At 35.4% G+C, this 24,849-nt stretch carries 20 protein-coding genes and 2 tRNA genes; 16 read left to right on the top strand and 6 right to left on the bottom strand.

Annotated elements, in window-relative coordinates; all coding sequences use genetic code 11:
- The first annotated feature begins 2 nt into the window (after positions 1–2).
- From H3R21_RS02265 to H3R21_RS02245, 5 genes are all read left to right on the top strand, one after another.
- On the top strand, positions 3–1,421 hold the full coding sequence (locus H3R21_RS02265; protein WP_198182697.1) for a glycoside hydrolase family 1 protein: 1,419 nt from the start codon (positions 3–5) through the stop codon (positions 1,419–1,421).
- Between the two features lie 11 nt (positions 1,422–1,432).
- A complete protein-coding gene (locus tag H3R21_RS02260) occupies positions 1,433–1,750 on the top strand; it encodes a PTS sugar transporter subunit IIB (protein WP_074425497.1) in 318 nt (105 codons plus the stop codon).
- A gap of 247 nt (positions 1,751–1,997) precedes the next feature.
- Positions 1,998–3,464, top strand: a complete 1,467-nt coding sequence (locus tag H3R21_RS02255; protein WP_198182695.1) for a hypothetical protein — start codon at positions 1,998–2,000, stop codon at positions 3,462–3,464.
- 242 nt (positions 3,465–3,706) lie between these two features.
- Positions 3,707–5,173 (top strand): hypothetical protein, encoded by a 1,467-nt coding sequence (locus H3R21_RS02250; protein ID WP_198182693.1) that lies wholly within the window; start codon positions 3,707–3,709, stop codon positions 5,171–5,173.
- 274 nt (positions 5,174–5,447) lie between these two features.
- Entirely contained in the window at positions 5,448–5,621 is a 174-nt protein-coding gene (locus H3R21_RS02245) for a hypothetical protein (protein WP_165775957.1), read from the top strand.
- Between the two features lie 35 nt (positions 5,622–5,656).
- Here the strand turns inward: H3R21_RS02245 and H3R21_RS02240 are convergent, their stop codons facing one another.
- Positions 5,657–6,667 carry a serine hydrolase gene (locus H3R21_RS02240; protein ID WP_198182691.1) on the bottom strand — a complete coding sequence of 337 codons (1,011 nt, stop codon included), beginning with the start codon at positions 6,665–6,667 and terminating at the stop codon, positions 5,657–5,659.
- A gap of 229 nt (positions 6,668–6,896) precedes the next feature.
- On the opposite strand from H3R21_RS02240, the gene H3R21_RS02235 reads away from it, so the two are divergent.
- The 4 genes from H3R21_RS02235 to H3R21_RS02220 all read left to right on the top strand — a co-directional run bounded on the left by H3R21_RS02235 (position 6,897) and on the right by H3R21_RS02220 (position 11,862).
- Positions 6,897–6,968, top strand: a tRNA-Glu gene (locus H3R21_RS02235).
- Between the two features lie 7 nt (positions 6,969–6,975).
- Positions 6,976–7,047 (top strand) — tRNA-Gln (locus H3R21_RS02230).
- A 518-nt stretch (positions 7,048–7,565) separates the two neighbouring features.
- Positions 7,566–9,179: an ABC transporter ATP-binding protein gene (locus H3R21_RS02225; RefSeq protein ID WP_198182689.1), complete on the top strand. Its 1,614-nt coding sequence runs from the start codon at positions 7,566–7,568 to the stop codon at positions 9,177–9,179.
- A gap of 511 nt (positions 9,180–9,690) precedes the next feature.
- Positions 9,691–11,862 (top strand): SLAP domain-containing protein, encoded by a 2,172-nt coding sequence (locus H3R21_RS02220; RefSeq protein WP_198182687.1) that lies wholly within the window; start codon positions 9,691–9,693, stop codon positions 11,860–11,862.
- A 153-nt stretch (positions 11,863–12,015) separates the two neighbouring features.
- Here H3R21_RS02220 and H3R21_RS02215 read toward each other — a convergent pair whose 3' ends face one another.
- The gene (locus H3R21_RS02215) at positions 12,016–12,630 is read right to left on the bottom strand and encodes a DUF3862 domain-containing protein (protein ID WP_198182684.1); all 615 of its coding nucleotides are present in this window, start codon (positions 12,628–12,630) and stop codon (positions 12,016–12,018) included.
- Positions 12,631–12,972: 342 nt separating this feature from the next.
- On the opposite strand from H3R21_RS02215, the gene H3R21_RS02210 reads away from it, so the two are divergent.
- Complete coding sequence (locus H3R21_RS02210) at positions 12,973–13,629, top strand: MucBP domain-containing protein (protein WP_198182682.1); 657 nt, start codon at positions 12,973–12,975, stop codon at positions 13,627–13,629.
- Between the two features lie 218 nt (positions 13,630–13,847).
- Here H3R21_RS02210 and H3R21_RS02205 read toward each other — a convergent pair whose 3' ends face one another.
- The 4 genes from H3R21_RS02205 to H3R21_RS02190 all read right to left on the bottom strand — a co-directional run bounded on the left by H3R21_RS02205 (position 13,848) and on the right by H3R21_RS02190 (position 19,596).
- Positions 13,848–15,308, bottom strand: a complete 1,461-nt coding sequence (locus tag H3R21_RS02205; RefSeq protein ID WP_198182680.1) for a glycoside hydrolase family 1 protein — start codon at positions 15,306–15,308, stop codon at positions 13,848–13,850.
- Entirely contained in the window at positions 15,301–17,193 is a 1,893-nt protein-coding gene (locus H3R21_RS02200) for a beta-glucoside-specific PTS transporter subunit IIABC (RefSeq protein WP_198182678.1), read from the bottom strand. Before H3R21_RS02200 ends, H3R21_RS02205 begins: the two co-directional genes overlap by 8 nt.
- Positions 17,194–17,207: 14 nt before the next feature.
- The gene (locus H3R21_RS02195; RefSeq protein ID WP_198182676.1) at positions 17,208–18,035 is read right to left on the bottom strand and encodes a PRD domain-containing protein; all 828 of its coding nucleotides are present in this window, start codon (positions 18,033–18,035) and stop codon (positions 17,208–17,210) included.
- A 208-nt stretch (positions 18,036–18,243) separates the two neighbouring features.
- Positions 18,244–19,596, bottom strand: a complete 1,353-nt coding sequence (locus tag H3R21_RS02190) for a Mur ligase family protein (protein WP_198182674.1) — start codon at positions 19,594–19,596, stop codon at positions 18,244–18,246.
- 147 nt (positions 19,597–19,743) lie between these two features.
- Here H3R21_RS02190 and H3R21_RS02185 point away from each other — a divergent pair, with 147 nt between their 5' ends.
- The 6 genes from H3R21_RS02185 to atpB all read left to right on the top strand — a co-directional run bounded on the left by H3R21_RS02185 (position 19,744) and on the right by atpB (position 24,839).
- Entirely contained in the window at positions 19,744–20,343 is a 600-nt protein-coding gene (locus H3R21_RS02185; protein WP_198182672.1) for a thymidine kinase, read from the top strand.
- Positions 20,344–20,360: 17 nt separating this feature from the next.
- Positions 20,361–21,449, top strand: coding sequence for a peptide chain release factor 1 (prfA, locus tag H3R21_RS02180; protein WP_046306637.1), 1,089 nt, complete (start codon positions 20,361–20,363; stop codon positions 21,447–21,449).
- Positions 21,442–22,290, top strand: coding sequence for a peptide chain release factor N(5)-glutamine methyltransferase (gene prmC / locus H3R21_RS02175; RefSeq protein ID WP_198182670.1), 849 nt, complete (start codon positions 21,442–21,444; stop codon positions 22,288–22,290). Before prfA ends, prmC begins: the two co-directional genes overlap by 8 nt.
- A complete protein-coding gene (locus H3R21_RS02170; protein WP_198182668.1) occupies positions 22,290–23,294 on the top strand; it encodes an L-threonylcarbamoyladenylate synthase in 1,005 nt (334 codons plus the stop codon). The genes prmC and H3R21_RS02170 overlap by 1 nt, the downstream gene beginning before the upstream one ends.
- 84 nt (positions 23,295–23,378) lie before the next feature.
- Positions 23,379–24,008, top strand: coding sequence for a uracil phosphoribosyltransferase (gene upp / locus H3R21_RS02165; RefSeq protein WP_046306643.1), 630 nt, complete (start codon positions 23,379–23,381; stop codon positions 24,006–24,008).
- Positions 24,009–24,125: 117 nt separating this feature from the next.
- Positions 24,126–24,839 (top strand): F0F1 ATP synthase subunit A, encoded by a 714-nt coding sequence (gene atpB / locus H3R21_RS02160; RefSeq protein ID WP_046306644.1) that lies wholly within the window; start codon positions 24,126–24,128, stop codon positions 24,837–24,839.
- Positions 24,840–24,849 lie beyond the last annotated feature (10 nt).

Raw genomic sequence — 24,849 nt, 5'->3', positions numbered from 1 at the left:
AAATGAGCATTCAAAAGCAGCTCAAGGACGATTTTCCAGCTGACTTTTTGTGGGGAGCAAGTACTTCAGCTTTTCAGGTTGAAGGTGCAGCTAATGAAGACGGTAAAGGCGTTACAGTTGCTGATTTACGTTCACAGAAAAGCAAGTATATAGATACTTCAGTTGCAGCTGATCATTATCATCATGTTGAAGAAGATGTAGCCTTAATGGCTGAGCTTGGCCTAAAAAGTTACCGTTTTTCAATTTCTTGGGCACGTATTTATCCTCATGGTAATGATGAGGAACCAAACCAAAAGGGCATTGATTTTTATAATAAGCTAATCAACTTATTGGTTAAAAATAAAATTGAGCCGATAGTTACATTGTTCCATTTTGATTGTCCAGAAGATTTGGTTAAACAATATGGTGGATGGGCTAATAGAAAAGCCATTGATGATTACTACCGCTATGCTAAAACTGTTTTTGAACAATTTGGCGACCGTGTAAAATACTGGTTAACTATCAATGAACAGTCTCTAATTGCCAATGTACCAGCTATGAATGGAATTAACGACACCGATATGCATCGCTTAAGGGAAAAGGGCGAGAATTCAAACTACAATATGTTTTTAGCTCAAGCTAAAGTTTACTCACTGTGTCATAAAATGTTTCCCAATTCCAAAATAGGTCCAGCTGTATCATATATGACCAATTTCCCTTACGATCATACTTCTGCTAATGCATTAAAGAGTAAGTCAATGGAAGATATGATTTCCTTCATTGATATGGACGTTGCTCTTCGTGGTGAATTACCGAGCTATTATTTACGTTACCTTAAGGATAGCAATATAACACTTGATGTACATGAAGATGATACTGAGATATTGCAAAAAGGAAGAGCTAATTTCTTAGGTTTAAACTGGTACTCAACTTCAATATTCAAATTAAGCGATGAAGAAAGCCCTAAAATGCTTGATGGTGTTATTTCTAATGTGGAGAAGGTTAGAGATGACCGCTTAATGAACTCTGAATGGGACTTTTCATATGATCCTGTTGGGTTACGCTTTGCCTTGCAAAAGGTTAATGATCGTTATCCAAACATTCCAATTATTATTACAGAATGTGGTTGGCCAGAACGTGAGGAGCTTGAAGATGGAAAAGTTCACGATTCAAAGAGGGTTAAGTACCTTAACGGACATATTTATGAGTTACGTGAAGCAATTAAGGATGGGGTAAATGTGATTTCATTTAATCCTTGGTCATTTTTGGACTTATTAAGTGTTAACGATGGCATGGATAAACGATATGGCTTAGTCTTTGTTAATCGTGACAATAATTCTGAACGTGATATGAAGCGTTATCCAAAAGATAGTTTCTACTTTTATCAAAAAGTAATTGCCACAAACGCTAAAAATGTTACTAAATTAGAGATAGATAAATAAGGAGTTTTAATATGGCTGAAAAAACAATTATGCTATGCTGTTCTGCAGGAATGAGCACAAGTTTACTTGTTACTAAAATGCAAAAAGCAGCTGAAGACCAAGGAAAAGATGTGGAAATTTTTGCTTGTCCTGCAGCGGAAGCAGATGACAACCTTGCGCAAAACAAAATTGACTGCATTTTACTTGGACCTCAGGTTCGTTATATGGAAAACGAATTTAAGCAAAAAGTTGATGGTAAAAACATTGGACTAGCAGTAATTGATATGCAAGCATATGGTATGATGGATGGAGCCAAAGTATTAGATCAAGCATATCAGTTAATGAGTTAATAAAGTATACTAGAAGTTAATAAAAGGTTTGAACTGGGTTCAAACCTTTTTTGTTTAGCTTAAAAGTTGGAATTAAAAAATGGCTACTCTAGTTTATACGAATTATTCCGAAAGATGGGAAAAGAACAGCTATTTCCTGTTTTTTGGATATGGTCTGCTTTTAAATTCATACTTTATAATAAAATTACAATTGAAAACGGATACATCGATAATTTGAGCATATTAGCTCAATAAGAGGAGAAAAAACATGTTAAATTTCAAAGCAGAGCAGAATGAAAAAACTAATTTTCCACATTACTGGGAAGTGTGCGTAGGGAGTTGTCATGCATATACCGCTTTGCGAGAAGATTATCGCGAGCAGCTAATTAAAGCGCATAATGAACTAGGTTTTAAATATGTTCGTTTCCGTGGTTTATTTGATGACGAAATGAGTGTGTGCATCGAAAACTTTGATTTTGAAGGTAATTCTCAGGGAATCACGTATAATTTTATTAATATTGACAAGATTATTGATTTTCTACTTCAAATAGGTATGAAACCATTTTTAGAATTGGGTTTTATGCCTTCATGTCTTGCGTCTGGCAATGGTAGAATATTTGCCTACGGTGGAAATAATTCAATGCCTAAGTCTGATAAAGCATGGGAAGAGTTGATTAGCCGTTTTATCAAGCATATCATTGATCGTTATGGTGAGTCAGAAGTAGAAACCTGGTTCTTTGAAGTTTGGAATGAGCCAAATTTGCCACTATTCTTTGCTGGTTCACAGGAAGATTATTTCCATCTATATGAGATGACAGCAAGAACAGCTAAAAAGATTGATAATAAACTTAAATTTGGAGGACCAGCAACTTCATACAATTCTTGGATTCCTGAAATGATTGACTTTTGTGAGAAAAACAATGTTCCACTTGACTTTGTTTCTACTCATCATTATCCAACAGATGATCCATTATGGAAGAGTGGATTGGATATTGAAGAGTTTTTTAAGCAGACAGGTGGAAAAGAAACAGACTATCATCGTGGCATTTTAAAAGAAATGACTGCTAGAACAAAGAAAGAGTCGAAAAATTATCCTTTATATTATACTGAGTGGAATGTCTCGGCTATGCTTGGCGATACAATTCATGATGAACCATATGCTGCTGCAATGGTCGCAAAAACTTTAGCAGATAATGATGGTTTAGTTGATGGTTATTCATTTTGGACTTTTAGTGATATTTTCGAAGAGCAATCTCAAAAGCCAGGTGTTTTTCATGGAGGGTTTGGTTTACAAACAGTTGATGGAGTTGAAAAGCCGGTCTATCGCATATTTGAAATTTTCCATGAGTTAGGAACAAAGAGAATCAAAGTGGAAAGTAGTCAAAGTAGTACTACCGAGGTATTAGCCGCACAAAAGGGTAACGACTTACAAGTCTTAGTATATAACCATAATGTTCCAAGTGAGCCAATTGAAACTGAAGAAGTTAAAATTGATTTAGGAACGGATAATGCATATGATGCATGGATCGAACGAATCGATTCCAATCATGCCAATCCAATGAAAAAGTGGGAAGAAATTGGAAAGCCAGAATATCTTAAGCAACCAGAAATTGATCAGTTAAGAGAAAGCTCTAAATTGCAGAAAGAAAACATTGAGATTAAAGAAGGACAACTGATGCTCAAAATGCCACCACACTCATGCGCATTTGTTACAATTCCAGGATTCTTCAAATAAAAAGGTTTGAACTAGGTTCAAAACTTTTTTTGTTGGAGAAATTAATAAGTTTAGGGCTCTAAATTTAACAATCACAAAAAAATATTGAACGCGCTTTCAAGCAACTGGGAAATAGCTATAACTCTTCTGTTTTTTGAATATGGTCAAGGGATGTTAAGTACTTGTATACTTTAATTAATCTTTGTAAGCGCATCCTTATATTGCTTTTGAGAGCTTGCAGTGTTCTAAATAAGGAGACAAAAATGAATAATTTTAAAATTAATGGAAAAGTAGAAACTAAGTTTCCACACTACTGGGAAGAATGTGTCGGGAGCTGTCATGCATATACCGCTTTACGAGAAGATTATCGCGAGCAGCTGATTAAAGCACATAATGAGCTGGGATTTAAATATGTTCGTTTTCATGGTATTTTTGATGACGAAATGAGTGTTTGCATCGAAAATTTTGATTTTGAAGGCAATTCTCAAGGAATTACGTACAACTTTATCAATGTCGATAAGGTATTTGACTTTCTTGTGGGTATTGGTATGAAACCTTTTGTTGAACTTAGTTTTATGCCATCATGCTTAGCTTCTGGTGAAGGCAGAGTCTTTGTATATGGTGGAAATAATACTATGCCGAAATCAGATGAACTTTGGGAAGATTTGGTTGAGCGATTTTTAAATCATATTATTGATCGCTATGGTAAAAAAGAAGTTGAATCTTGGTTCTTTGAAGTATGGAATGAACCAAACTTACCATTATTCTTTGCTGGAACGCAAGAGGACTATTTCCATTTGTATGAAATTACAGCTAAAACAGTTAAAAGGGTAGATGAAAATCTACGTGTTGGTGGACCTGCAACTTCATTTAATTCATGGATTCCTGATATGATTAATTTCTGTGAAGGAAATGGTGTTCCACTTGATTTTATTACAACTCATCACTATCCAACGGATGATCCGCTGTGGAAGAGTGGCTTAGGTATTGAAGAATTTTTCAAGAATTCTGAACAACAACAAATGGATTATCACCGTGGAGTTTTGAAGAAAATGACGACTCAATCTCACGAGCAGGCGAAAGGGTATCCACTGTATTATACTGAGTGGAACGTCTCAGCAATGGTAGGAGATATGATTCATGATGAACCATATGCTGCTGCAATGGTTGCAAAAACTTTAGCAGATAATGACGGCCTAGTGGATGGTTACTCATTCTTTACTTTTACTGATATTTTTGAAGAACAATCTCAAAAGCCAGGGGTCTTCCATGGTGGATATGGTTTACAGACAGTTCAAGGTATTGAAAAGCCAGTTTACCGTATATTTGAAATTTTCCATGAGCTAGGAACAAAGCGAATCAAAGTGGAAAATGATACTGAAAGTACTGCTGAAGTTTTAGCTGTTCAAAAAGGTAATGATCTACAAGTCTTAGCATATAACCATAATGTTCCAAGTGAGCCAATTGAAACTGAAGAAGTTAAAATTGATTTAGGAAAAGATAATGCGTATGATGCCTGGATAGAACGAATTGATTCCAATCATGCCAACCCAATGAAAAAGTGGGAAGAAATTGGAAAGCCAGAATATCTTAAGCAATCAGAAATTGATCAGTTAAGAGAAAGCTCTAAATTACAGAAAGAAAACATTGAAGTTAAAGATGGACATCTAACACTCGAAATGCCACCACATTCATGTGCATTTGTTACAATTCCAGGATTTTTTAATTAATGATTTAAAAAGGCTTGAACCTAGTTCAAGCCTTTTTGCTGTTTAAATACTAATTAAATTACATAACTCCAGAAATAAATGATGTCTTGTGATAGCAAAATGTATTTTTGAAAAGTTTGCTTATTGCCTACGAATGTAAACATTTTGAAATGATAACACTAATTAGAATAAATTTTTGGTTTTTAAAGTTAAGCCCATTAAATAACCTAAAAAAGCCCCATTTTTACTATGAAAAAAGGTATAATTGGATAATAAATGAAAGGGGTTTTTACCTATGATGTGTGATAATTTGTTTTTTAAGATTGTTTGGGTAATTGTTTATGGCATTACTGCTTACTTTACATTTACTGATAAGATGATGATGGCTATGTATTGGATGGCAGGCGGTATGTTTGCTCAAGCCTTAGTTGATCTAATTTATCACTTCTGGCCAAAGAAGAAGTGTTAATACTAAAAAACAGCTTTTCTATAAAAAGCTGTTTTTTACTGGTCATTTTCTTTTAAAAAGCTCTGAATGATTTTTTCCCGTATGGCAAGAAAAACTTGGTTGTGTCCCGTGGGATGAACACGGTTAGTTAAAACGATCATTCCGGATTTTTTTACTCGATCTAGGAGAATTAGTGTTCCAGTGAAACCTGTATGTAAGATAATTGGGTAATTGAATTCAGGGTCAAAGCGTAAGTCCCAACCCCAAGAACGTGGCTGAACACCGGCAGGATTTTTATTTTCAAAAAGCTTAGTTACAGTCTCTTGGTCATATGGAAGAATATTATCGTCTAAGCCAATGTAACCTTCCGAAATTTTAATTAAATCAGACATTGTGGAAAAGAGACCAGCAGAGCCACAATCACTCCCAAGTTGTCTTGCTTTAGGGTCATGAGGCACTCCTTGGAGGACAGAACCGTTTACCATTGCTGTTGGAACACAGTTATCCTTATCAGGCGAAAAAGTGGTTTCTGTGAGTTTCATTGGCCTGATAATTTCATCTACTCCAACTTCCTGAACAGGCTTACCATAGATTCTTTTAATTACTAAGCCCAGAAGAATGAAGTTGGTATCGGCATACCGCATTTTATGCTCAAATTCATCAGTTACAGGTAAGTTAATAATTGCATGTATTAACTCATCATGGTTTAGCTGGTCACGATTCTCAATCCAACCGCGAATTCCACTAGTATGGGTGAGAAGATGAAAAAGGCGAACTCGTTGGTCTTGAAACTCTGGAATAAAATCTTGAAGTGGCTCAGTAAAGTTTAATTCATCGTTTTGATAAAGCCTTAATAAAATATTTTCAGTAATTAGCACTTTAGTTAGACTTGCCAAATCATATTGGGCAAATGGACTGAGTTGAGTTACTTTGGGGTATGTACTAGCAAAACCAATTGTTGAAGTAAAAATTTGCTTGTCTTTAATAAAAGCGTAGTTAACGCCTGGAACAATCCTTTCGGAAACCATTGATTCAATTAAATTTTGTGTGGCTGAATAATCAAGCATAAAAAAATCCTTCATAAAATACTTTACCTACTATTATATACAATTAAAGTAATAAAATTGTAGCGAAAAGACAATAATTGCATTTTTATGCTAGGAAGAAGTTTATCAAAACTCAGAAAGCAAAAACTATTGAGGATATGTGATTTTTAAGCTGAAAATCTTTAGTGTAAATGCGTCAAAAGCACTTGACAACAAGGGCTGTATAAAGCATAATAGTTACTGTTGATTTTGCCCGTTGGTCAAATGGTTAAGACGCCACCCTCTCAAGGTGGAGTTACGAGTTCAATTCTCGTACGGGTGATTAACACTGGGATATAGCCAAATGGTAAGGCACAGGTTTCTGGTTCCTGCATGTTTCGGTTCGAGCCCGGATATCCCAATATAAAAATGGCTTAGCAGCAAGTTTTTAACGAATTGAAAAGCTGGTTTGCCTATCAAATGCCCATCAGGGTGTCTAAGTTAAAAAAGCTAGATGAATAAATCATCTGGCTTTTTATTTTTTCGAATTTTCTGTAATTAGTTCAAGACAAGTTAAAAAACTTTATATTTTTAAGTAGACGTGCAAGTGGGCTAATCTTAGATATTTAGCTAAATCGGTACAGTTGATTAATTGATTTAGACACCAAAAGCCAGAACCTATAAGGGTTCCGGCTAGTTTTAGTGCTTTCAGATTTCATAATATAAATAAAAATTTATTGACAATTTAAAGTCGCTCAATTAGTCTTTAATTAACTTTATTTTAACCAAATATTAAAGTGTTTAGTGCTTTTTGGAAGGTATTTTTTTGCCAAATTATAAAAAGAGTAACTCAGTCAGTAGTGGCCCTGAAATAAAAGTAGAAAAAGAAGTTCAATCCTTAGAAGATATTATCCTTTAATTAAATTATGTAGGTGATTTTATGCGTGCTGTTCTAAAAGAGCTTAATAGCAAGTACAAGTTTGAGTATTTTCTCTTTTTAGGAATGAGTACTGTTAGTACATGCATTGAGACATCTAATGTTATTTTGGAAGGTATGCTATTAAATTCACTAGTATATAAGGCTGATAGGACATCATTTATACGTAATATAATAGTGATAATAGTTTTAAACCTAATAAGATTGTTTTTATCTTTTTTTATAAACAAAATTCAAATTCTAAAGTTCAGAAAAATAAACATAGAAGTAAACGATATTATAATAAAGAAGCTTTATTCAAAAGATACGTTAGAAATCTTAAAACTTGATCCTATTCAAACTGCAGATAGAATTACGGAAGATACTAATGAAATCTTAAATTTCTTGTTTCAAACGGTAAATCAAATCGTTTCAATTACTATTTCCTCAATTATAATTTTTATTTATATTATTAAAGCTAAATCTCGCTTTTTCTTGCTAGTAATGATTTTGCTACCAGCCTATATTATTTTGTACCTTTTTTTAAAACCAAAAATATTCAAAATAAACTTAGAATTAAGACGAATTTACAATGAATATTTTTCTGGATTTGCTGAATGGCTGAATAGATATGTTGAAATTAAAGGTAATAAACGGGAAGAAATAGAATCCAGAAGATGGAAAAAGACCAAAGTTTCTCTTTTAAATATTACAAGAAAAAACTTTCTTCTTAATTTGGGTATGTCTACTTGTGAAATCGTCTTACAATTGATTTTCCAGATAATATTGTTTATTAATGGCGGATTGGCCGTAATATCAGGAAGTATGACAATTGGATCTTTTTCAGTTCTTTTCCAATACTTTAATCAATTATTAGGACAAGTGGATGAAATCTTTTCTATTTTGTTTAACTTTGAGTCTTTTCGAGTTGCATACATGAGAATTGATCAATTGATGTCTATCCGGAATGAAGTAGACGGAGCAATAGTCATTCCTAATGTTGAAAATATACAAGTTCATAATTTCAATATTAGCTTGGAGGCACAAAATACTTTATTTTCAAAAGAACTTACATGTACTTTTAATAATCCTGGTTTTTATGTTATTAGAGGCAAAAATGGAATAGGAAAATCTACTTTTTTAAGGACGATAACTGGACTGTATACTTCTGCAAAAAAAGGGACAATTTTAATAAACAATATAAATATTGACTTAATAAATAAGGAAAAGTTGAGAGAAGATAATATGAGCTGTTTATTCCAAGATACGATTCTTCCAAATTGTCTTGTAAGAGAATATTTAGATATGTATGTAAATGAGAGTAACGAAAACTGTATTTCTGGTGATCAATATTTCCAAAAAGTATTTAGCTCTTCTCAATTTAATATAAAAAAAGTGTTAGATAAGAAAATGACTGAGCTTTCAACGGGTGAAATACAATTAGTAAAGCTTTACTCTGCTATTTTGAAAAAGAAAGCGCACTGCTTTTTACTAGACGAGCCACTAGCTAATATTTACCCTGAATTGCAATCAGATTTATTATGTTTATTGGAAAAAATTGCACAAACTAATCTAGTTATAATCATTAGTCATGACCTTGAAATTGAGGAAAAAGCTAAAAATATAAGGATAAGATAACTATGAAATCATATTTAATAATGCCGTAATTCAAAATAAAAATGGAATTAACTATCTTGCAGAAGCAAAATTAGTTTCTTTTTAAATGATTTATTAACAAAAAGTTTGCTTTAAAAAGCATTAAACAGGAAAAAATATACTTGTTGGTTCATTTGCATAAAATAGTTGAAGAAAACTGCAAAAAGTATAATTGGCTAAAATATTATCTATTACCTCTGGATTGAAAAATGTCCAGAGGTTTTTTCTTAGCCTTACAAATTCTAATAAATAATAGTAGAGCAGGAAAAATTAAGTTTGGTGCGTAGGCGACATTTTTAGCAAATATTGTCTTATAAAGTTCTTAGATATACATATATTATTGAGTTCTAAGTCCGATATCTTTATAAAACGTTGATTAAATATTTTACTAGTAGTTAATATCACAAGCTAATTTTAAGGTGCTTTTCCTAGTTTGTGCTAAGTTTAGTGTAAAGATAATAATTAAGAATGCTTAGTGCAGAGGACGCTATATATGAGTACAAGAAGAAAAAGTACAATGTTAGGTAGCAGCTTAACTGTGGCTACACTTAGCTTATTGCTCTTTACAAATAATAATGTGATTAAAGCCGATAGTTTGCCTGTTAACCAGACAAATAGCGAAGAGAGTTCAGACAAGAGCAATTCTGCCACTTCTAATACGCAAGAGCAGGTTAGCAAAAATACTGATAATCTAGGAAAACAAAGTGAACAGGTAAAATCTCAAACTGAACCGACTATTGTTAAAAGTGGTACGTGGGGTGAAAATGGTCCAAAATGGAGCTATGACAGCAGTGACTGCTTAAAGATTAACGGGGGTACAATTACCGGTGAAAATGATAGTAGTGGTGCTTTTGCTGATCAAGACATTTTAAAAAACGTCAAAAAAATCGAGTTTACAGATCAGATAAAATTGAACGGCGATTTTCAGTACTGGTTTAGATATGTAAAAGATACGCGGTTTGTGAATCTCACGGAAATAAGTGGATTAGATAAAGTAGATACTTCCCAAGTCACTAATATGCGAGGGATGTTCTACGCAAGCAAAATTAAAGCACTGGATTTGTCTAGCTGGGATACTTCTTCTGTAACAGATATGAGTTACATGTTTACTGATATGTTTGCAGATGGGGAAGATGGTCTGATAAACATTGGAGGTAAGTTTGGACAAAATTCAAAGAATGTTCAGGATATGACCTTCATGTTCAACGGCTGTGTGGGTTTGAGTAAAATTGAAGGAGTATCAAGCCTTAACACTAGTTCCGTAACTTCGATGAAAAATATGTTTCATGGTGCTTATAATTTAACTGAATTAGATTTAAGTCATTTCAATACTGAAAAAGTGACTAATATGGATGACATGCTAAGTTTTATGCTTAGTCTAGATTATTTAGATTTAAGTTCATTTGATACTACGAATGTTGTTAGCATGAAAAACATGCTGGCAAACGATGTTGTGGTAAAAGTTGCAGTTATGGATAATGGCAATGTCGTTACTCAGTTCCTTCCTGGTATCACAACGATAGTATTAGGCCCAAAAACTAAGTTAAAAAGTGAAGTGGCCTTAGGCCAGCCTGATCCTATTAAGTTGTCCAACAAGAGCGACTATATCGATAAATGGCGAATGGTGGGAAACGACAATGAACCGCAGCTTACCAGCAGTGAACTACTTCAAAAAGTTCAAGCTGGCACACTTAAGCCTGGCACCTATACTTGGAAAAAATTTGTACCATCATCAAACGGCAATGACAGTAATAATACAAGCACCGTTAATTCAGGACAAGGTCAAAGTCCAGTCCCAGAGATTGCACCTGATGATCACACTGATAAAGCAGCCGACAAGAATGAAGATAATCTAAGTAACACGCAAAAATACACTTTGATGCATAATGCTTATTTATACGACGATGCTGGCAAGCGTACTAATGGCGTCATTTTGGGTGTCGGTTCAGTTATTACAATTTATGGTGAAAAGACTATCAATGGGCGCGATTTTTATATTGTAATCGATAAAAATGACAATAATATGAAGTACTATGTTCGATTTGGTAATGTTCAGCCTGTTGTTAGAAAGCTAAAGCAAAACGCCTACCTTTATAATCAATATGGAGAAAAAACTAACAATACTGGCAAGCTCAAAAGGGGGCAAAGCATTAAAACGTATGGTTCACCTGTTCGTATTCGAGGCATTAAATACTACATTATTGCTAAAAACCGCTATGTCAAATTGAGCAACTTACTAGTAAATACTCAGAAAACTGCATCTACTTCTGAAACTGTATCAAAATCTTCGCAGATTTTTGATGGAAAACTGCTAATGCATAATGCCTATCTATATGGTAAAAATGGAACCCGCGCTAATTGTTTAATTCTTACTGCTGGATCAATAGTTAAAGTTGTCGGTAAAAAGATAAATAATGAAAGAAGCTATTATGAACTGTCAAATGGTTTGTATATTGCAGCGGGAAACATTGACGCAAAGCAATCTAATTTGAAACATAATGCATATCTTTATAATCAATATGGCAACCGAACAAAAACAAAAATAAAGAAAAACAAACTGGTAATGACTTATGGCTCACCTATTAGAATAAAGAATAAGGAATACTACATTGTAAATGTGAACAGCTTTATTAAAGAAAGCAACTTTGTAAGTCCCAAAAAGTGAATCTTACTAAGCAATGTTGTCATAAAAAGTAATCAGAGTATATTAAAAGGTCACAGTCCACAATTAAATTGTTGGAATGTGACCCTTTTGATTGAATAAATTAAGAGAGGTTAAATTATAAATTTAGAAGTAGCTTGAGCAGAGTATTTAAAACTATTTACTCAACTCAGCTTTTGTTTTTGAAACGAGCTTGTTGTCTGAAAAAACAAAAGTAACGCGATTACTATTGTTATCGGATTTTGATTTCGTTTTAGTTTGATAAAAAGCAATCTTGTTCTTTTTTCCCATTACGATGTTCTCGTTTAATGTATCGGGTTGACCATGTTTTTTAACCAGACTGGCATAAGAGCTATTTTCTTTAACTTTATTATATGATTTTAGAGTTAATTTACCAGCTGTTTTTTCCCACTTGAAATTAGTAATGGTCTTTGTTATTGCCTTTTTATTATAAAACTGAACAACAAGTGCTGCACTTGTTTTAGTCCAACCTATTGTTTTGATTTTTAGTCCGTTAACTAAAGTGGTTTTAGTGGACTTTGGTTTCCCTAAGAGTTCAGTGGTTTCAGTAATGGAGGCACCGCCGACACCCTTTTTAGAAATATCTCCAAGCTTAATTTCGTCATACTTTTCTTTAAAAGCTTTTTTCTGCAGTTCAGTCTTAGTGAGTGTGTTAGAATTGCTCGACTTGTTATTAGAAGAGCATCCACCTAATGCGATTGCTAAGAAGCTGACTCCAACAACTGATAGTACTTTTTTTATTTTGATCATTAAGATTTCCCTTCAAAAATATGCCATAGGTTTAGTGTCACTGGCGTTGTGGACAATAAAAAATACATGACCGTAGCTATTATATATGTATATTTAAACTTTTGGTAGGTGTTATTTTTTGCATCACTAAACCCGAGGTATTCTAATCATATTGTGTGCAGTAAGCGGGAATTTAGAATAAAACGATGATATTTGTTCTTTAGCAAAAATTTTTATACTTGGAAACTAAAGAAGTGGGAGATAACTGGTTTAAATTAGACTTGGAAAATTTCTAGGTATGGGGAACAAGTTGTGATATTATAATTGTATTAAAGAATAGAAAACGCTATTAGGAGAGTAATTATGAAGAAAATTGAAAGCTTAAAAATCAAGAAAAGCTCTGCTTTATTGACTGCCGCAGCTGCAGCAGCATTTGCTTTTGCTGGTGTTAATGGAACTAATGTTGTTAAAGCTGATGCTACCAATCCTGCTGCTACAGTAGTTAACGATGGAAGAACTGCTACAGTTGTTGCTCATTATCAAGATGAAGCAGGAAATAAGATTGCTGACGATCAAACTATTGCCGGCCATACACAAGTTAGCTACGGAACAATGCGTAAGGCAATTCCTGGATACACTTTAAAGGATTGGCAAGGACCAACTGAAGGTTACTTTGAAGACACACCTAAAGAGGTAATCTACATTTATACTAAGGACAATGGTTCAAATGAGACCAATGTAACTGACAATTCAGGACAAATTCAAAACCCAATTGAAAAGCCTGGTACAAGTTCTGATCAAAAGGATCCTAGCAAAGATAAGAAGGACCCAGCAGCTTCAACTGATACTGCCAAAAAAGATGAGAACAAGAGTGACAATGTAAATACAGCAGCTAAATCGGCTGTTTTGCCACAAACTGGTTCTGATAAGACTAATTCTTTGGCGACGTTATTAGCAGGTGTTTCTGCCGTTGCAGTTTCATTCTTAGGAATGGTTGTAGCATTTAAAAAGCGTATCTAGTCTGTTAAGTAGCAAAATATTTGTATAATTGGATAACATTTAGATACACGATTTGGATTTAACCGAATCGTGTATTTTAGTTTGCTCAAAAATGTAATTACTATGTTGCATCCGGATTAGCAGATTTCACAAACCATTAGCATATTTGCTCATGAAAAAAGAGCTCCAAATAGCCAGATTGAAGTCCAACTATTATGAAGCTCTTTTATTTTGTTTTATTAATCGTCTATTTCATTGTTTGCAATAACATTTTTATACCAATTAAATGATTTCTTTTTGTATCTGTTATAAGTTCCAGTACCATCGTCATTTTTATCAACATAGATAAAGCCATAGCGTTTAGTCATTTCACCTGTACTTGCTGATACAAGATCAATACAGCCCCAAGGGGTGTAGCCAACTAAGTTAACGCCGTCATCAATTGCTTTAGCCATTTCAACAATATGATCATGAAGATAATCAATCCGATAATCATCTTCGACAGTATATTGACCATCTTTTTCAACTAGTTGATCTGCTGCTCCCAGTCCATTCTCAACAACCATTAGTGGAATTTCATAACGTTCGTATATTTGATTTAGTGCTGTTCGAAGGCCAACAGGATCGATTTCCCACCCCCAAGCACTACGTTCAACATATGGATTTTTAACACCGTTAAAGAAGTTACCAGCTGCTTTTTCAGCATCGTCTTGGGTAACAGTGACAGTAGATGACTGATAATAAGAAAAAGTATAAAAATCAACTTTTCCTTTTTGTAACAATTTTAAATCATCGTCAGTGATATCTAACTTAAGATTATGGTCATTCCAGAACTTTTGCGCAAAGTAAGGATATTTTCCCTTAACCTGCACGTCACCACAGTAAAAATTATTGATTTCAGTCATATATTGAGCATAGCGAACATCGTCAGGATGGCTTGTTAGAGGATAGATCATGCGGTAGGCCATCATGCAGCCCATTTTTAATGAAGAATCATAATGATGTGCCCAATCAACAATTTCGGCGCTCGCTAAGAACTGATAATGTAGTGCTTGATAACGTAGTTGGGTAGAGTCTTCCTCAGTATTATTGAAGACCTCTGAATCACCTAAGTACATTCCGCCACCCATATACGCTCCAAGCGGTTTGGCAAGCATGTTGATTTCATTAAATGTAAGCCAATATTTAACATCTTTGTGATAGCGTTTGATTACAGTCTTAGCAAATTTAACATACTGGGGAATCATTTTACGAGAGGCCCAAGCATTGAACTCTTGTGTTAATCCAATGGGATTTTCAAAATGTGAGATGGTTACTAGCGGTTCAATATGATATTTTTCCAATTCAGCAATTAAGTTATCATAAAATTCCAGACCTTTTTCATTAGGCTCGCTTTCTAAACCATTAGGGTAAATTCTTGACCAAGCAATTGAAAAGCGGTATGTTTTGAAACCCATTTCGGCAAATAACTTAACATCTTCTTTGTAATGATGATAGTGATCAACGGCCATATGATTAGGGTAGGGGGTGTTGTCTTCGATTTGACGTGTGATTCTTCGCGGCGTCTGATGATCACCACCAGTAAGTAAATCCATCGTGGATAACCCCTTACCGTCTTCATTATAGGCACCCTCAAGTTGATTAGCGGCTGTTGCTCCGCCCCATAAAAATTCTTTAGGAAACGAATAAGTTTTACTCATTATCATCTTGTCCTTTAATTCTAGTGCTGAAGATTCGATCATCAACAGTTACTTGATCTACTGAGTCATAATTTAACTGGTTGTCAGGTTTATTGAGTGCAATTATTAAAACAGTCGGATCATATCCTGCTTGCTTAATTTTAGTAAAGTCAACTTGAACCAAAGGATCTCCCTGTTTTACTTCTTGTTGTTCTTTAACTTGGACGTCAAAACCTTCGCCCTTTAAGTTAACTGTGTTAATTCCAATATGAATCAGATATTCATTACCATTATCTGACGTGATTCCAATTGCATGCCCAGTTTGATAGGTCATAGTAACTTTACCGGCTAGGGGAGAAACAATTAGATCAGTTTCAGGGTCAATCCCACGACCTGAACCAAGCGATCCACTTGCGAACACTTCATCGTTAACTTGATCTAGAGGAATAACTTTACCATCAACTGGAGCGTTAACAGCTTCAAATTCAGCGTAATTTTCAGTATTAGATGAATTTAATGTATCTGATGTTTTTGAAGCACTTGAATCATTTTTTTCAACTTTTGCGAGTATAAAGGTGAAGATAAAACCTAAAATAAAGGCAATAACTGCAGTAATGATTGCATTTAAGAAGTTACCTGGTTTACCAACAAAGTTAACAATGGTGAAAATACCAGGTGAACCGAATGAATATCTAACAACTTGAGTGATACCAGCGTAAAAGCCAGCTAATCCACCAGCTGCCATAACAGCGTAAATTGCTCGTTGGTATTTTAAGGTAACACCGTAAAGAGCAGGTTCAGTGATTCCTGATAGGGCAGTTACACCAGCAGAAAGTGCTAATTGGCGATTTTGTGAACGTTTATCTTTTAAGGCAATGGCAAATGAACAGCCAGCTTGAGCGATATTCGAAGCTAGCATACCAGGCCCAAGAATATTCTCGCTTCTTGCGGGACTAGCAATACCTAAAGATGCTATTGGCATCAGGGCAACATGCATTCCAACCATAACTAGAAGAGGTGAGAAAGCACCCATTAAAGTTGGAACCAGCCAAGGAGCATATTTGTTCAAACTATTGATTAATAATGCTAATAAGTCACCTAACCATGAACCGATTGGTCCAATGACAATTAAAGCAAGAGGAGCCATGATGATAAAAATCAAAAGTGGCTTAAGCATTGTTTTAATGACGTTAGGGGAGACTTTTTCAGCGAATTTTTCAACGTAGGATTGAATCCAAACACATAAAATGATTGGAATAACAGTGCTACTGTATGTAGCTAAAGTTATTGGTGCTCCAAACAGAGTTACTGGTTTGCCTGCAGCAACTAACGCTGCCCAGTTGGGATGTAAAAGCACACCTGCAATAGCAATTGACAAAAACTTATTTGTCTTAAAGTGTTCTGCAGCACTAACTGCCAGCATCATCGGCAGGAAGTAAAAGACGGCATCAGCCATAAAGCTCAAAATAGCATAGTTCTGGGACTTGACTGAAATTAGATTAAAAGTAGTTAAAAGTGAAATAACCACTTTAAACATACCGCCAGCAATTAAAGGCGTGATGATTGGGGCCATAATTGTAACGATAACATTAATTAAGTTTCTGAAAAAGCCAACTTTTTCCTTATCAGGTGAAGGTTCCGAAGAACTATCACTAGAAATGTGATAATCAGTTTCAATCTGTTTAAAGTACTCACCAACTTTTGCGCCAATGATAACTTGTGATTCTTCACCAGCTTGAACAGCCCCCAAGATTTCAGGTTGTTGCTTTAAAAATTCGGCATTAAATTTACTTTTATCCTTTAATGTGAAGCGTATTCTCGTTGCACAATGATAAAAGCTAGAAATGTTATCGGGACCGCCAACATTTTTGACGATCATATCGGTAACTTCTTTGTTACTTCTCATTTGTTCTTTTCCTTTCAATACACGGTCACACGGTGGATATGAATAATTAAATAAGCAAGTTCTTCTTTAGTAATAGGCTTACTGTAAATAATTTCAATTGTTTGCTTAAGCTTCATGGCAATTTTGCTAGCCTCAGGATAGAGATTCATCACTTGTTCTAGTAATTCTGGATCATCTGAGAGCATCTGATGACTGATATATCTTTCAGCAAAAAACTTAATATGAGTAACGAAACGTTCATAGTTTAAACCTTCAGTTGCCAGATTACCGTGACAAAGAACGCGCAAGGTTTGCAAGATATTATCAATTAGGCGAGAAACTTCAAGTACATTACTGCTTTCCTGCTTACTGGAAGCATTAATAATGTGAAAAGCAATGTTAGCAGCTTCTTCTTGCGGCAATTTTACGCCTAAATTGTCTTCGATAATATCAAGTGCATGCAATCCCACTTTGAACTCAGGCCGATAATAAGTTTTCATTTCCAAATATATACGGTTGCCTAACGATAAATTGTTTTGCAAACGTTGAATTGCAAAATATAAATGGTCGGACAAGGCATAATAAATACTTGCATCAAGTTTTTCGTGCAGACTTCGCTCTGCATATTCAACTATTTCAGTTGTTGTTTCAATGATTTTTGCTGGAATTTTTTGTAGTGACTGAACGAGCTCGTTTTGTTTGGTGTCATCAACCGGAATGTACTTCCGACTAATTTTTTCTTCAGGCACTTCGCTGCCAACTTTGGCGTGGTAGCCAATCCCTTTACCAAAAGCAATATATTCATTTCCATCGTGATCAATAATTACAACATTAACATTTAGTATCTTTTTAATTTTATTCATTCTTGTACCCATCAAAAAATGCAGACAGGACGACAAAAATAACTAATACTTAAAAAAGCAAAATGTTAGTTATCAATGTAGTCTTGCCTGCATTACCAGTAACATGCGCTATCATTAACTCTTTTAAAGTTAACAAAAAAATTATTTTTTTGCAAGCGCTATCTTTAAAAACTTTACAAAAATAGTTTTTAGCTGTTAATTATGTCAATTACATGCCAGCCTTAATTATCTTTTTCTCTGCCATTGTCTTGCGGAGTGAAAGAAGGGCAGTGTAGGTAGATAAAATGTAAACCTTTTTAGTTGGAAGCTTGGCAATTTCTTCAATTACTGCTTCGTTATCCGGACAGGTAGTCATTTGTTCTGGTGAAAAGCCAGCAACTTCTAAGCGAAATCCCATGTCATGCCAACGCTGTCCACCAACTAGAATTTGTTTAATTTGCTCGTGATTCAAATCTTCAAACTGACCATCCCAAATCCATGAAGTATCAATTCCATCAGCGTGATTAGCATTAAGTAGGGTAACTAGAGAATAGTCATCCTTTTCGGTGTTAAGCATATGTAAAACTTCGTCTAGACCAACTGGATTTTTAACCAAAATGAGATCAATGTCCTTATCAGCGTATTGAATTAACTCTTGGCGACCAAAAACGCGTTTGTTTTTGGCAAAGGCACTAGCAATTTCTTCATCGTCAAGATCAAAATGACGTGCGACAGAATAGGCTGCTAAGGCATTGTAAATGTTATATGTTCCACCAATATTGATGTGATAATCTTTGGTTCCCATTCGAAAGCTAAGATGATTTGGATCCTGATCGATAATCTCACTGACTGAATATGTTAACTCCGGACGGCGATAGCCACAGTTGGGGCAGAAAAAATCGCCTAAGTTAGCGTAAATTCGGTCATGGTAGTGTAATATATGATCGCATTCAGAGCAAAGGACACCGTCAGTATTAACTGGAGCTTTAACATCATTTTGTGAATGATCACTCGGAAGTTTGAAGCCATAAAAAATTTTAGGGTTTGGCAGATCAACTGATGAAAAAATACTAGCATCACCGTTCGCGATGATGGTTGCATCAGGAGCTAACTTAATACCTTCAATAATCTTATTATAGGTAGTATAAATTTCGCCGTAGCGATCCATTTGATCACGAAAGATATTAGTTAAAACAAAAACACTCGGCTTAACTAGTTTAGTAACCATTTTGACGTTGGCTTCATCAACTTCTAAAACAGCAATAGGGCGCTTTGCTTTGCTCTTTTTATTTGCTAAAAAAGCAGTAACAATTCCTTGCTGCATGTTAGAACCAGACGGATTTGTCAAAACCTCGCCGTATTTTTCTCGTAAGGCTTCAACTATCAATGCAGTGGTCATGGTCTTACCATTTGTCCCGGTTACAATAACTGTTTCGTAATTTTGAGCAAGTGTGTTCAAAATATCTGGATCAAGTTTCATTGCAATTTTTCCTGGGAAACTAGTTCCACCTTTTAGTACATTATGAAGAAACCAGTAACTTGATTTTCCGGCAAATTTGGCAACATCAGATTTTAGATTCATGTTTATCCCTCGCTTTAAAATCTGTAACAACTATAGCATAGCACGCAAACGAAAACGAGTTTTTAACTACTATTTTAACTGCACTTATTTTGATTTTCATCTATACTAGATAAAGTCAGGTGGATATAATTATACAAAGGAGCAAAAATGGCACAATTATTTTTTCACTACGGCACGATGAGTAGTGGTAAAACGCTTGAAATTCTGAAAGACGCACATAACTATGAGGCTCAGGGTCGAAAAATTGTGCTGATGACAAGTGGTGTAGATAATCGGAGTGGGGTAGGAACTGTTGCTTCGAGGATAGGTCTTCATCGTAAGGCTATTCCAATTGAGCATGACATGGATATTTTTGCTTATATCGAAAAAATCAATGATCAGGAAAAAGAGCTTGGTGATGGTCCAATTGCTTGCGTTTTTGTTGATGAAGCACAGTTTTTGGAGCGGCACCATGTTTTTGAGTGTGCTAGAATTGTTGACGAATTAGGCATACCAGTAATGGCTTTTGGACTAAAAAATGATTTTCAGAATAACCTATTTGAAGGTTCAAAAAACCTGTTGATTGTTGCTGATAAAATCAACGAAATAAAAACCATTTGCCACTATTGTGGACGTAAGGCTACAATGAACTTGCGTATTCACGAAGGGAAACCAGTTTATGAAGGTGAGCAGGTCCAAATTGGTGGTGATGAAAGTTACTATCCGGTTTGTCGTTTTCATTATTTTCACCCAAATGAACAAAGATAGAGAGGGACTGATAAAATATGGATAAAATTATGGCACAGCTTGAAGGACTTGTGGCTCATTATGATGAATTGCAAGAAATGATGGCAGATCCAGAGGTTATCAACGATACCAAACGGTATATGGAAATTTCCAAAGAAGCATCTGACTTACATGATGTTGTAGAAAAATATCAAAAATACAAAGCAGATAAAAAAGAAATAAAAGATAATAACGAAATTATTTCAAGTGAAAGTGACTCTGATTTAGTTGATATGGCTAAAGAAGAAAACAGTAGTCTGGAGCAGGAAATAGTTGATTTGGAGGATGAAATCAAAATTTTAATGCTTCCTAAAGATCCTAACGATGATAAAGATATCATTATGGAAATCAGAGGTGCTGCTGGTGGTGATGAAGCATCACTTTTTGCTGGTGACTTACTCAGAATGTATGAAAAGTATGCTGAACGGCAAAATTGGCAGGTCTCCATTGTTGATAGTGAACCTACTGAAGTTGGTGGCTATAAGCGTGTTGCAATTATGATTACGGGTGACAAAGTTTATTCTAAATTAAAGTATGAAAATGGGGCACACCGTGTACAACGTATTCCTGTAACTGAATCTCAAGGACGAGTACATACTTCAACTGCGACTGTTGCTGTAATGCCAGAATATGAGCAAGTTGATTTTGAGCTTGATCCAAAAGATATCAGAGTTGATGTTTACCGTGCTAGTGGTGCTGGTGGTCAGCACATTAACAAGACTTCAAGTGCTGTTAGAATGACCCACTTGCCTACTGGAATTGTGGTGGCAATGCAGGATCAACGTAGTCAGCAACAAAACCGGGAAAAAGCAATGCAAATTTTAACCTCACGTGTTTATGATTACTATGAAAGTGAAAATCGTGATCAATATGACGAAAAGAGGAAAAATGCGGTTGGCACTGGGGATCGTTCTGAAAGAATTAGAACCTATAACTATCCGCAAAACCGTGTAACTGACCACCGAATTGGTCTAACACTCAACAAGTTAGATCGAATTATGAATGGTGAGTTGGACGAAGTCATTGATGCATTGATTTTATATAACCAAACTAAGCAATTAGAGGAGTTGGCTGATCAGAATGGCTAAAATTGCTACTTTGAAGGACTTAAGTATTTGGGCAACCGAAACGGCTGCCAAACAGCGTCAAGAAGACGTTGATTTTCTTTTGGCTGAAAGACTTGGATTAAGTCCAAGCGAATTTGAGTTAAAACAAGAAATGGTACTAACTGACGCTCAAATTAAACAAGCCCAAAAAGATGTCAAAAAACTTGCTAAAGGAATTTCACCTCAGTACATTTTGGGTTATTCATGGTTTTATGGTTATAAGATATTAGTTGAGCAAGGTGTTTTAATTCCGCGTTTTGAGACAGAAGAACTAGTTGCTTGGACGCTTGAAAAACTAAAAAGCGGTGAGACTGTACTTGATTTGGGTACTGGTTCAGGCTGTATTACTGTAGCCTTAGCAAAAGAAGCAGCAAAAAAAGGAATTACAGATTTAAATTTGTTCGCTTCTGATGTGACAGATGCTGCTTTAAGAACAGCGGAAGAAAACTTCTTAGTCTATGATTTAGATGTCACTGTGCGCAAAGCTAACGTTTTAATTGGATTAGAAAAGTTCGATAAGATAATTTCTAATCCGCCATATATCAAAGAATCCGAAAAAGATGTGATGGATCAAAATGTTTTACAAAATGAACCTAAGGAGGCATTATTTGGTGGTAAAAGTGGTATTGCCTTTTATCAAAAATTTGCCAAGCAGGTACGTGAGCATTTGAACCCAGGTGGCGAATTCTTTTTAGAATTTGGCTTTAGTGAAAAACAGCAATTACAAGAAATGTTTGCCAAAGAATTACCTGATTTTACAATTGAATTTAAGGATGATATGGCAAATAAACCACGAATGATATTTGGGAAGTGGAATAAGTAATGGAAACGAAAATTTTTCAGCAAGACCAAATTGACGAGGCCGTTAAACTTTTAGCAGCTGGTAAATTAGTGGCTTTTCCGACCGAAACAGTTTATGGTCTTGGCGCTATCGCAACTAATGAAAAGGCTGTGAAGAGTGTTTATGCCGCCAAGGGAAGACCTAGTGATAATCCATTAATTGTAACTGTTTCAGATGAAGCAATGGTTTCGGATTATGCGAAAGAAATTCCTGAACGTGCGCAAAAATTAATGAAGCATTTTTGGCCGGGTCCGCTGACCATTTTGCTTTTTGTTAAACCTAGTGCTTTGCCAAAAGCTGTTACTGGTGGGTTAGATACTGTAGCTTTTCGTTGCCCAGATGATAAGTTGACACACGATTTGATTTCTAAACTGGGCTATCCAATAGTTGGGCCTTCTGCGAATACTTCTACTAAACCAAGTCCAACCACTGCACAGCACGTTTATCATGATTTAAATGGTAAAATTGCGGGCATAATCGATGGTGGGCCAACCAGAGTAGGTTTGGAATCAACCATTATTGATTTGTCCGTCGAAACGCCAGTTGTCTTACGGCCTGGTGAAATTACGCCACAAGAGCTAAGCGAAGTACTTGGTGAAAAGGTCTTGATTAACAGTGGGCAAGTAGAAGACCAAGGTGTACCAAAGGCTCCGGGGATGAAGTATCGTCATTATGCTCCAAGTGAACCAGTAATAATTGTCGATGACACGAGTGATTTTGCAAAAATTGAGTTTAATGAGCATACTGGCGTAGCAGCTTTAGATTCTGTTTTAGTTGGGTTGAATGTACCAGAGCAAAATAAGTTCAGTTTGGGTAAAAATCTGGTAGATGCTGATCATAACTTATTTGGTGCATTGCGCTATTTTGATGATAAGCAGTCAATTGATCAAATTTATGTTCAAGGCTTTAGTGGTAGCGAGGCCACCTTGGCATATATGAACCGCTTAAATAAGGCTGCGGCTGAGAACCATTTTCATGTAAAGTGAAAAAATAAAGCAAAGGGCTTTAAACCCTCTGCTTTTTTGATTAAAATAAGCGAGAAAGTATATTTGTTTTATAGGAGGAAAAGAATGGGTAAATTTACAGTGTTAGATCATCCGTTGATTCAACACAAGTTAACAATCATTAGACGTAAGGAAACAAGCTCCAATGAGTTTCGTCAAATTGTTGGTGAGATTGGCGGATTGATGACATATGAAATTACTAGGGATTTACCACTAAAGGATGTTGAAATCGAAACACCAATGGGTAAAACAACGCAAAAGGAAATAGCTGGTAAAAAGATGACGATTGTTCCTATTTTGCGCGCAGGTATTGGTATGCTCAATGGAGTGATGGAAATGATTCCTTCAGCTAAAGTTGGTGTTATTGGGATGTACCGTGATGAAGAAACATTAGAACCACACGAGTACTTCTGCAAGATGCCTAAGGATGTAGCAGACCGTGAGTGTTTAGTGGTTGACCCAATGCTTGCAACTGGTGGTTCGGCTAATATGGCTATTGGCGCCTTGAAAAAACGTGGTGTCAAAGATATTAAACTTGCCGTTTTAGTTGCTGCACCTGAAGGAGTAAAAGCTATTCAGGAAGAAAATCCTGATGTAGACATTTATGCCGCAGCAGAAGACGAGAAGCTATTACCAAATGGCTATATCACTCCAGGTCTGGGTGATGCCGGTGACCGCTTGTTTGGCACTAAATAGCCATGTTTTACAAATAGTATACGGAATTCGCTTACAATTTTTCACAAAAGGTTTGTTTGGTGTTAATATTGTAGGAGTGTTCGATAAACTGGGCACAAGAAGGGAGGTCACGAAGTAATGGAGAAATCATTTGTTTTTAAATTTTTGGGTTTAAACTTTGATCTCACTGGGATGATTGGCTCAACTTTAATGGCTGCAGTGGTTTTATTTGTCTGCATTTGGCTCTCACGCAAAGTTGAATTGAGACCGAACAAGAAGCAAAATGTGATTGAATATTTATTGGATTTCACTGATGGCATTGTTAAAGATAATGTCAGTGATCCTGATGCACGTAAGCATCTATCACTTTATGCTTTTGTTTTGTTCCTATTTATCTTTTGCATGAATCAATTGGGACTCTTCTTAGAAGTCAAAGTTGGTGACAATATGTTTGTTAAGTCACCAACAGCTGATCCAGTAACGACGATGTCGTTTGCAATGATGACCTTGCTTCTATCATTCACATTTGGAATGCAAAAATTTGGCGTGGGTGGCTATTGGCGCAATTATGCAGAGCCAGTTAGCTTTTTGTTCCCAATCAATATGATTGAGGAAATAACTAACTTTTTGACTTTGTCTTTACGTTTATACGGCAACATTTATGCTGGGGAAGTTCTATTGACATTGATTGGAAATAGCTTAGCTCCTAGCTTTGGTATTACAACTATGGTTTTAGCTGCCCCACTTGCGATGATTTGGCAAGGTTTCTCTGTCTTCATTGGCTCTATCCAGGCATATGTTTTCGTAACCCTATCAATGGTTTATATTGGTAAGAAAGTTACAAAAGAATAATTTTTCGGAG

Source organism: Lactobacillus sp. W8172, from assembly GCF_016102055.1.
Taxonomy (GTDB): domain Bacteria; phylum Bacillota; class Bacilli; order Lactobacillales; family Lactobacillaceae; genus Lactobacillus; species Lactobacillus apis_A.
This window is presented reverse-complemented; position numbering and strand designations above follow the sequence as displayed.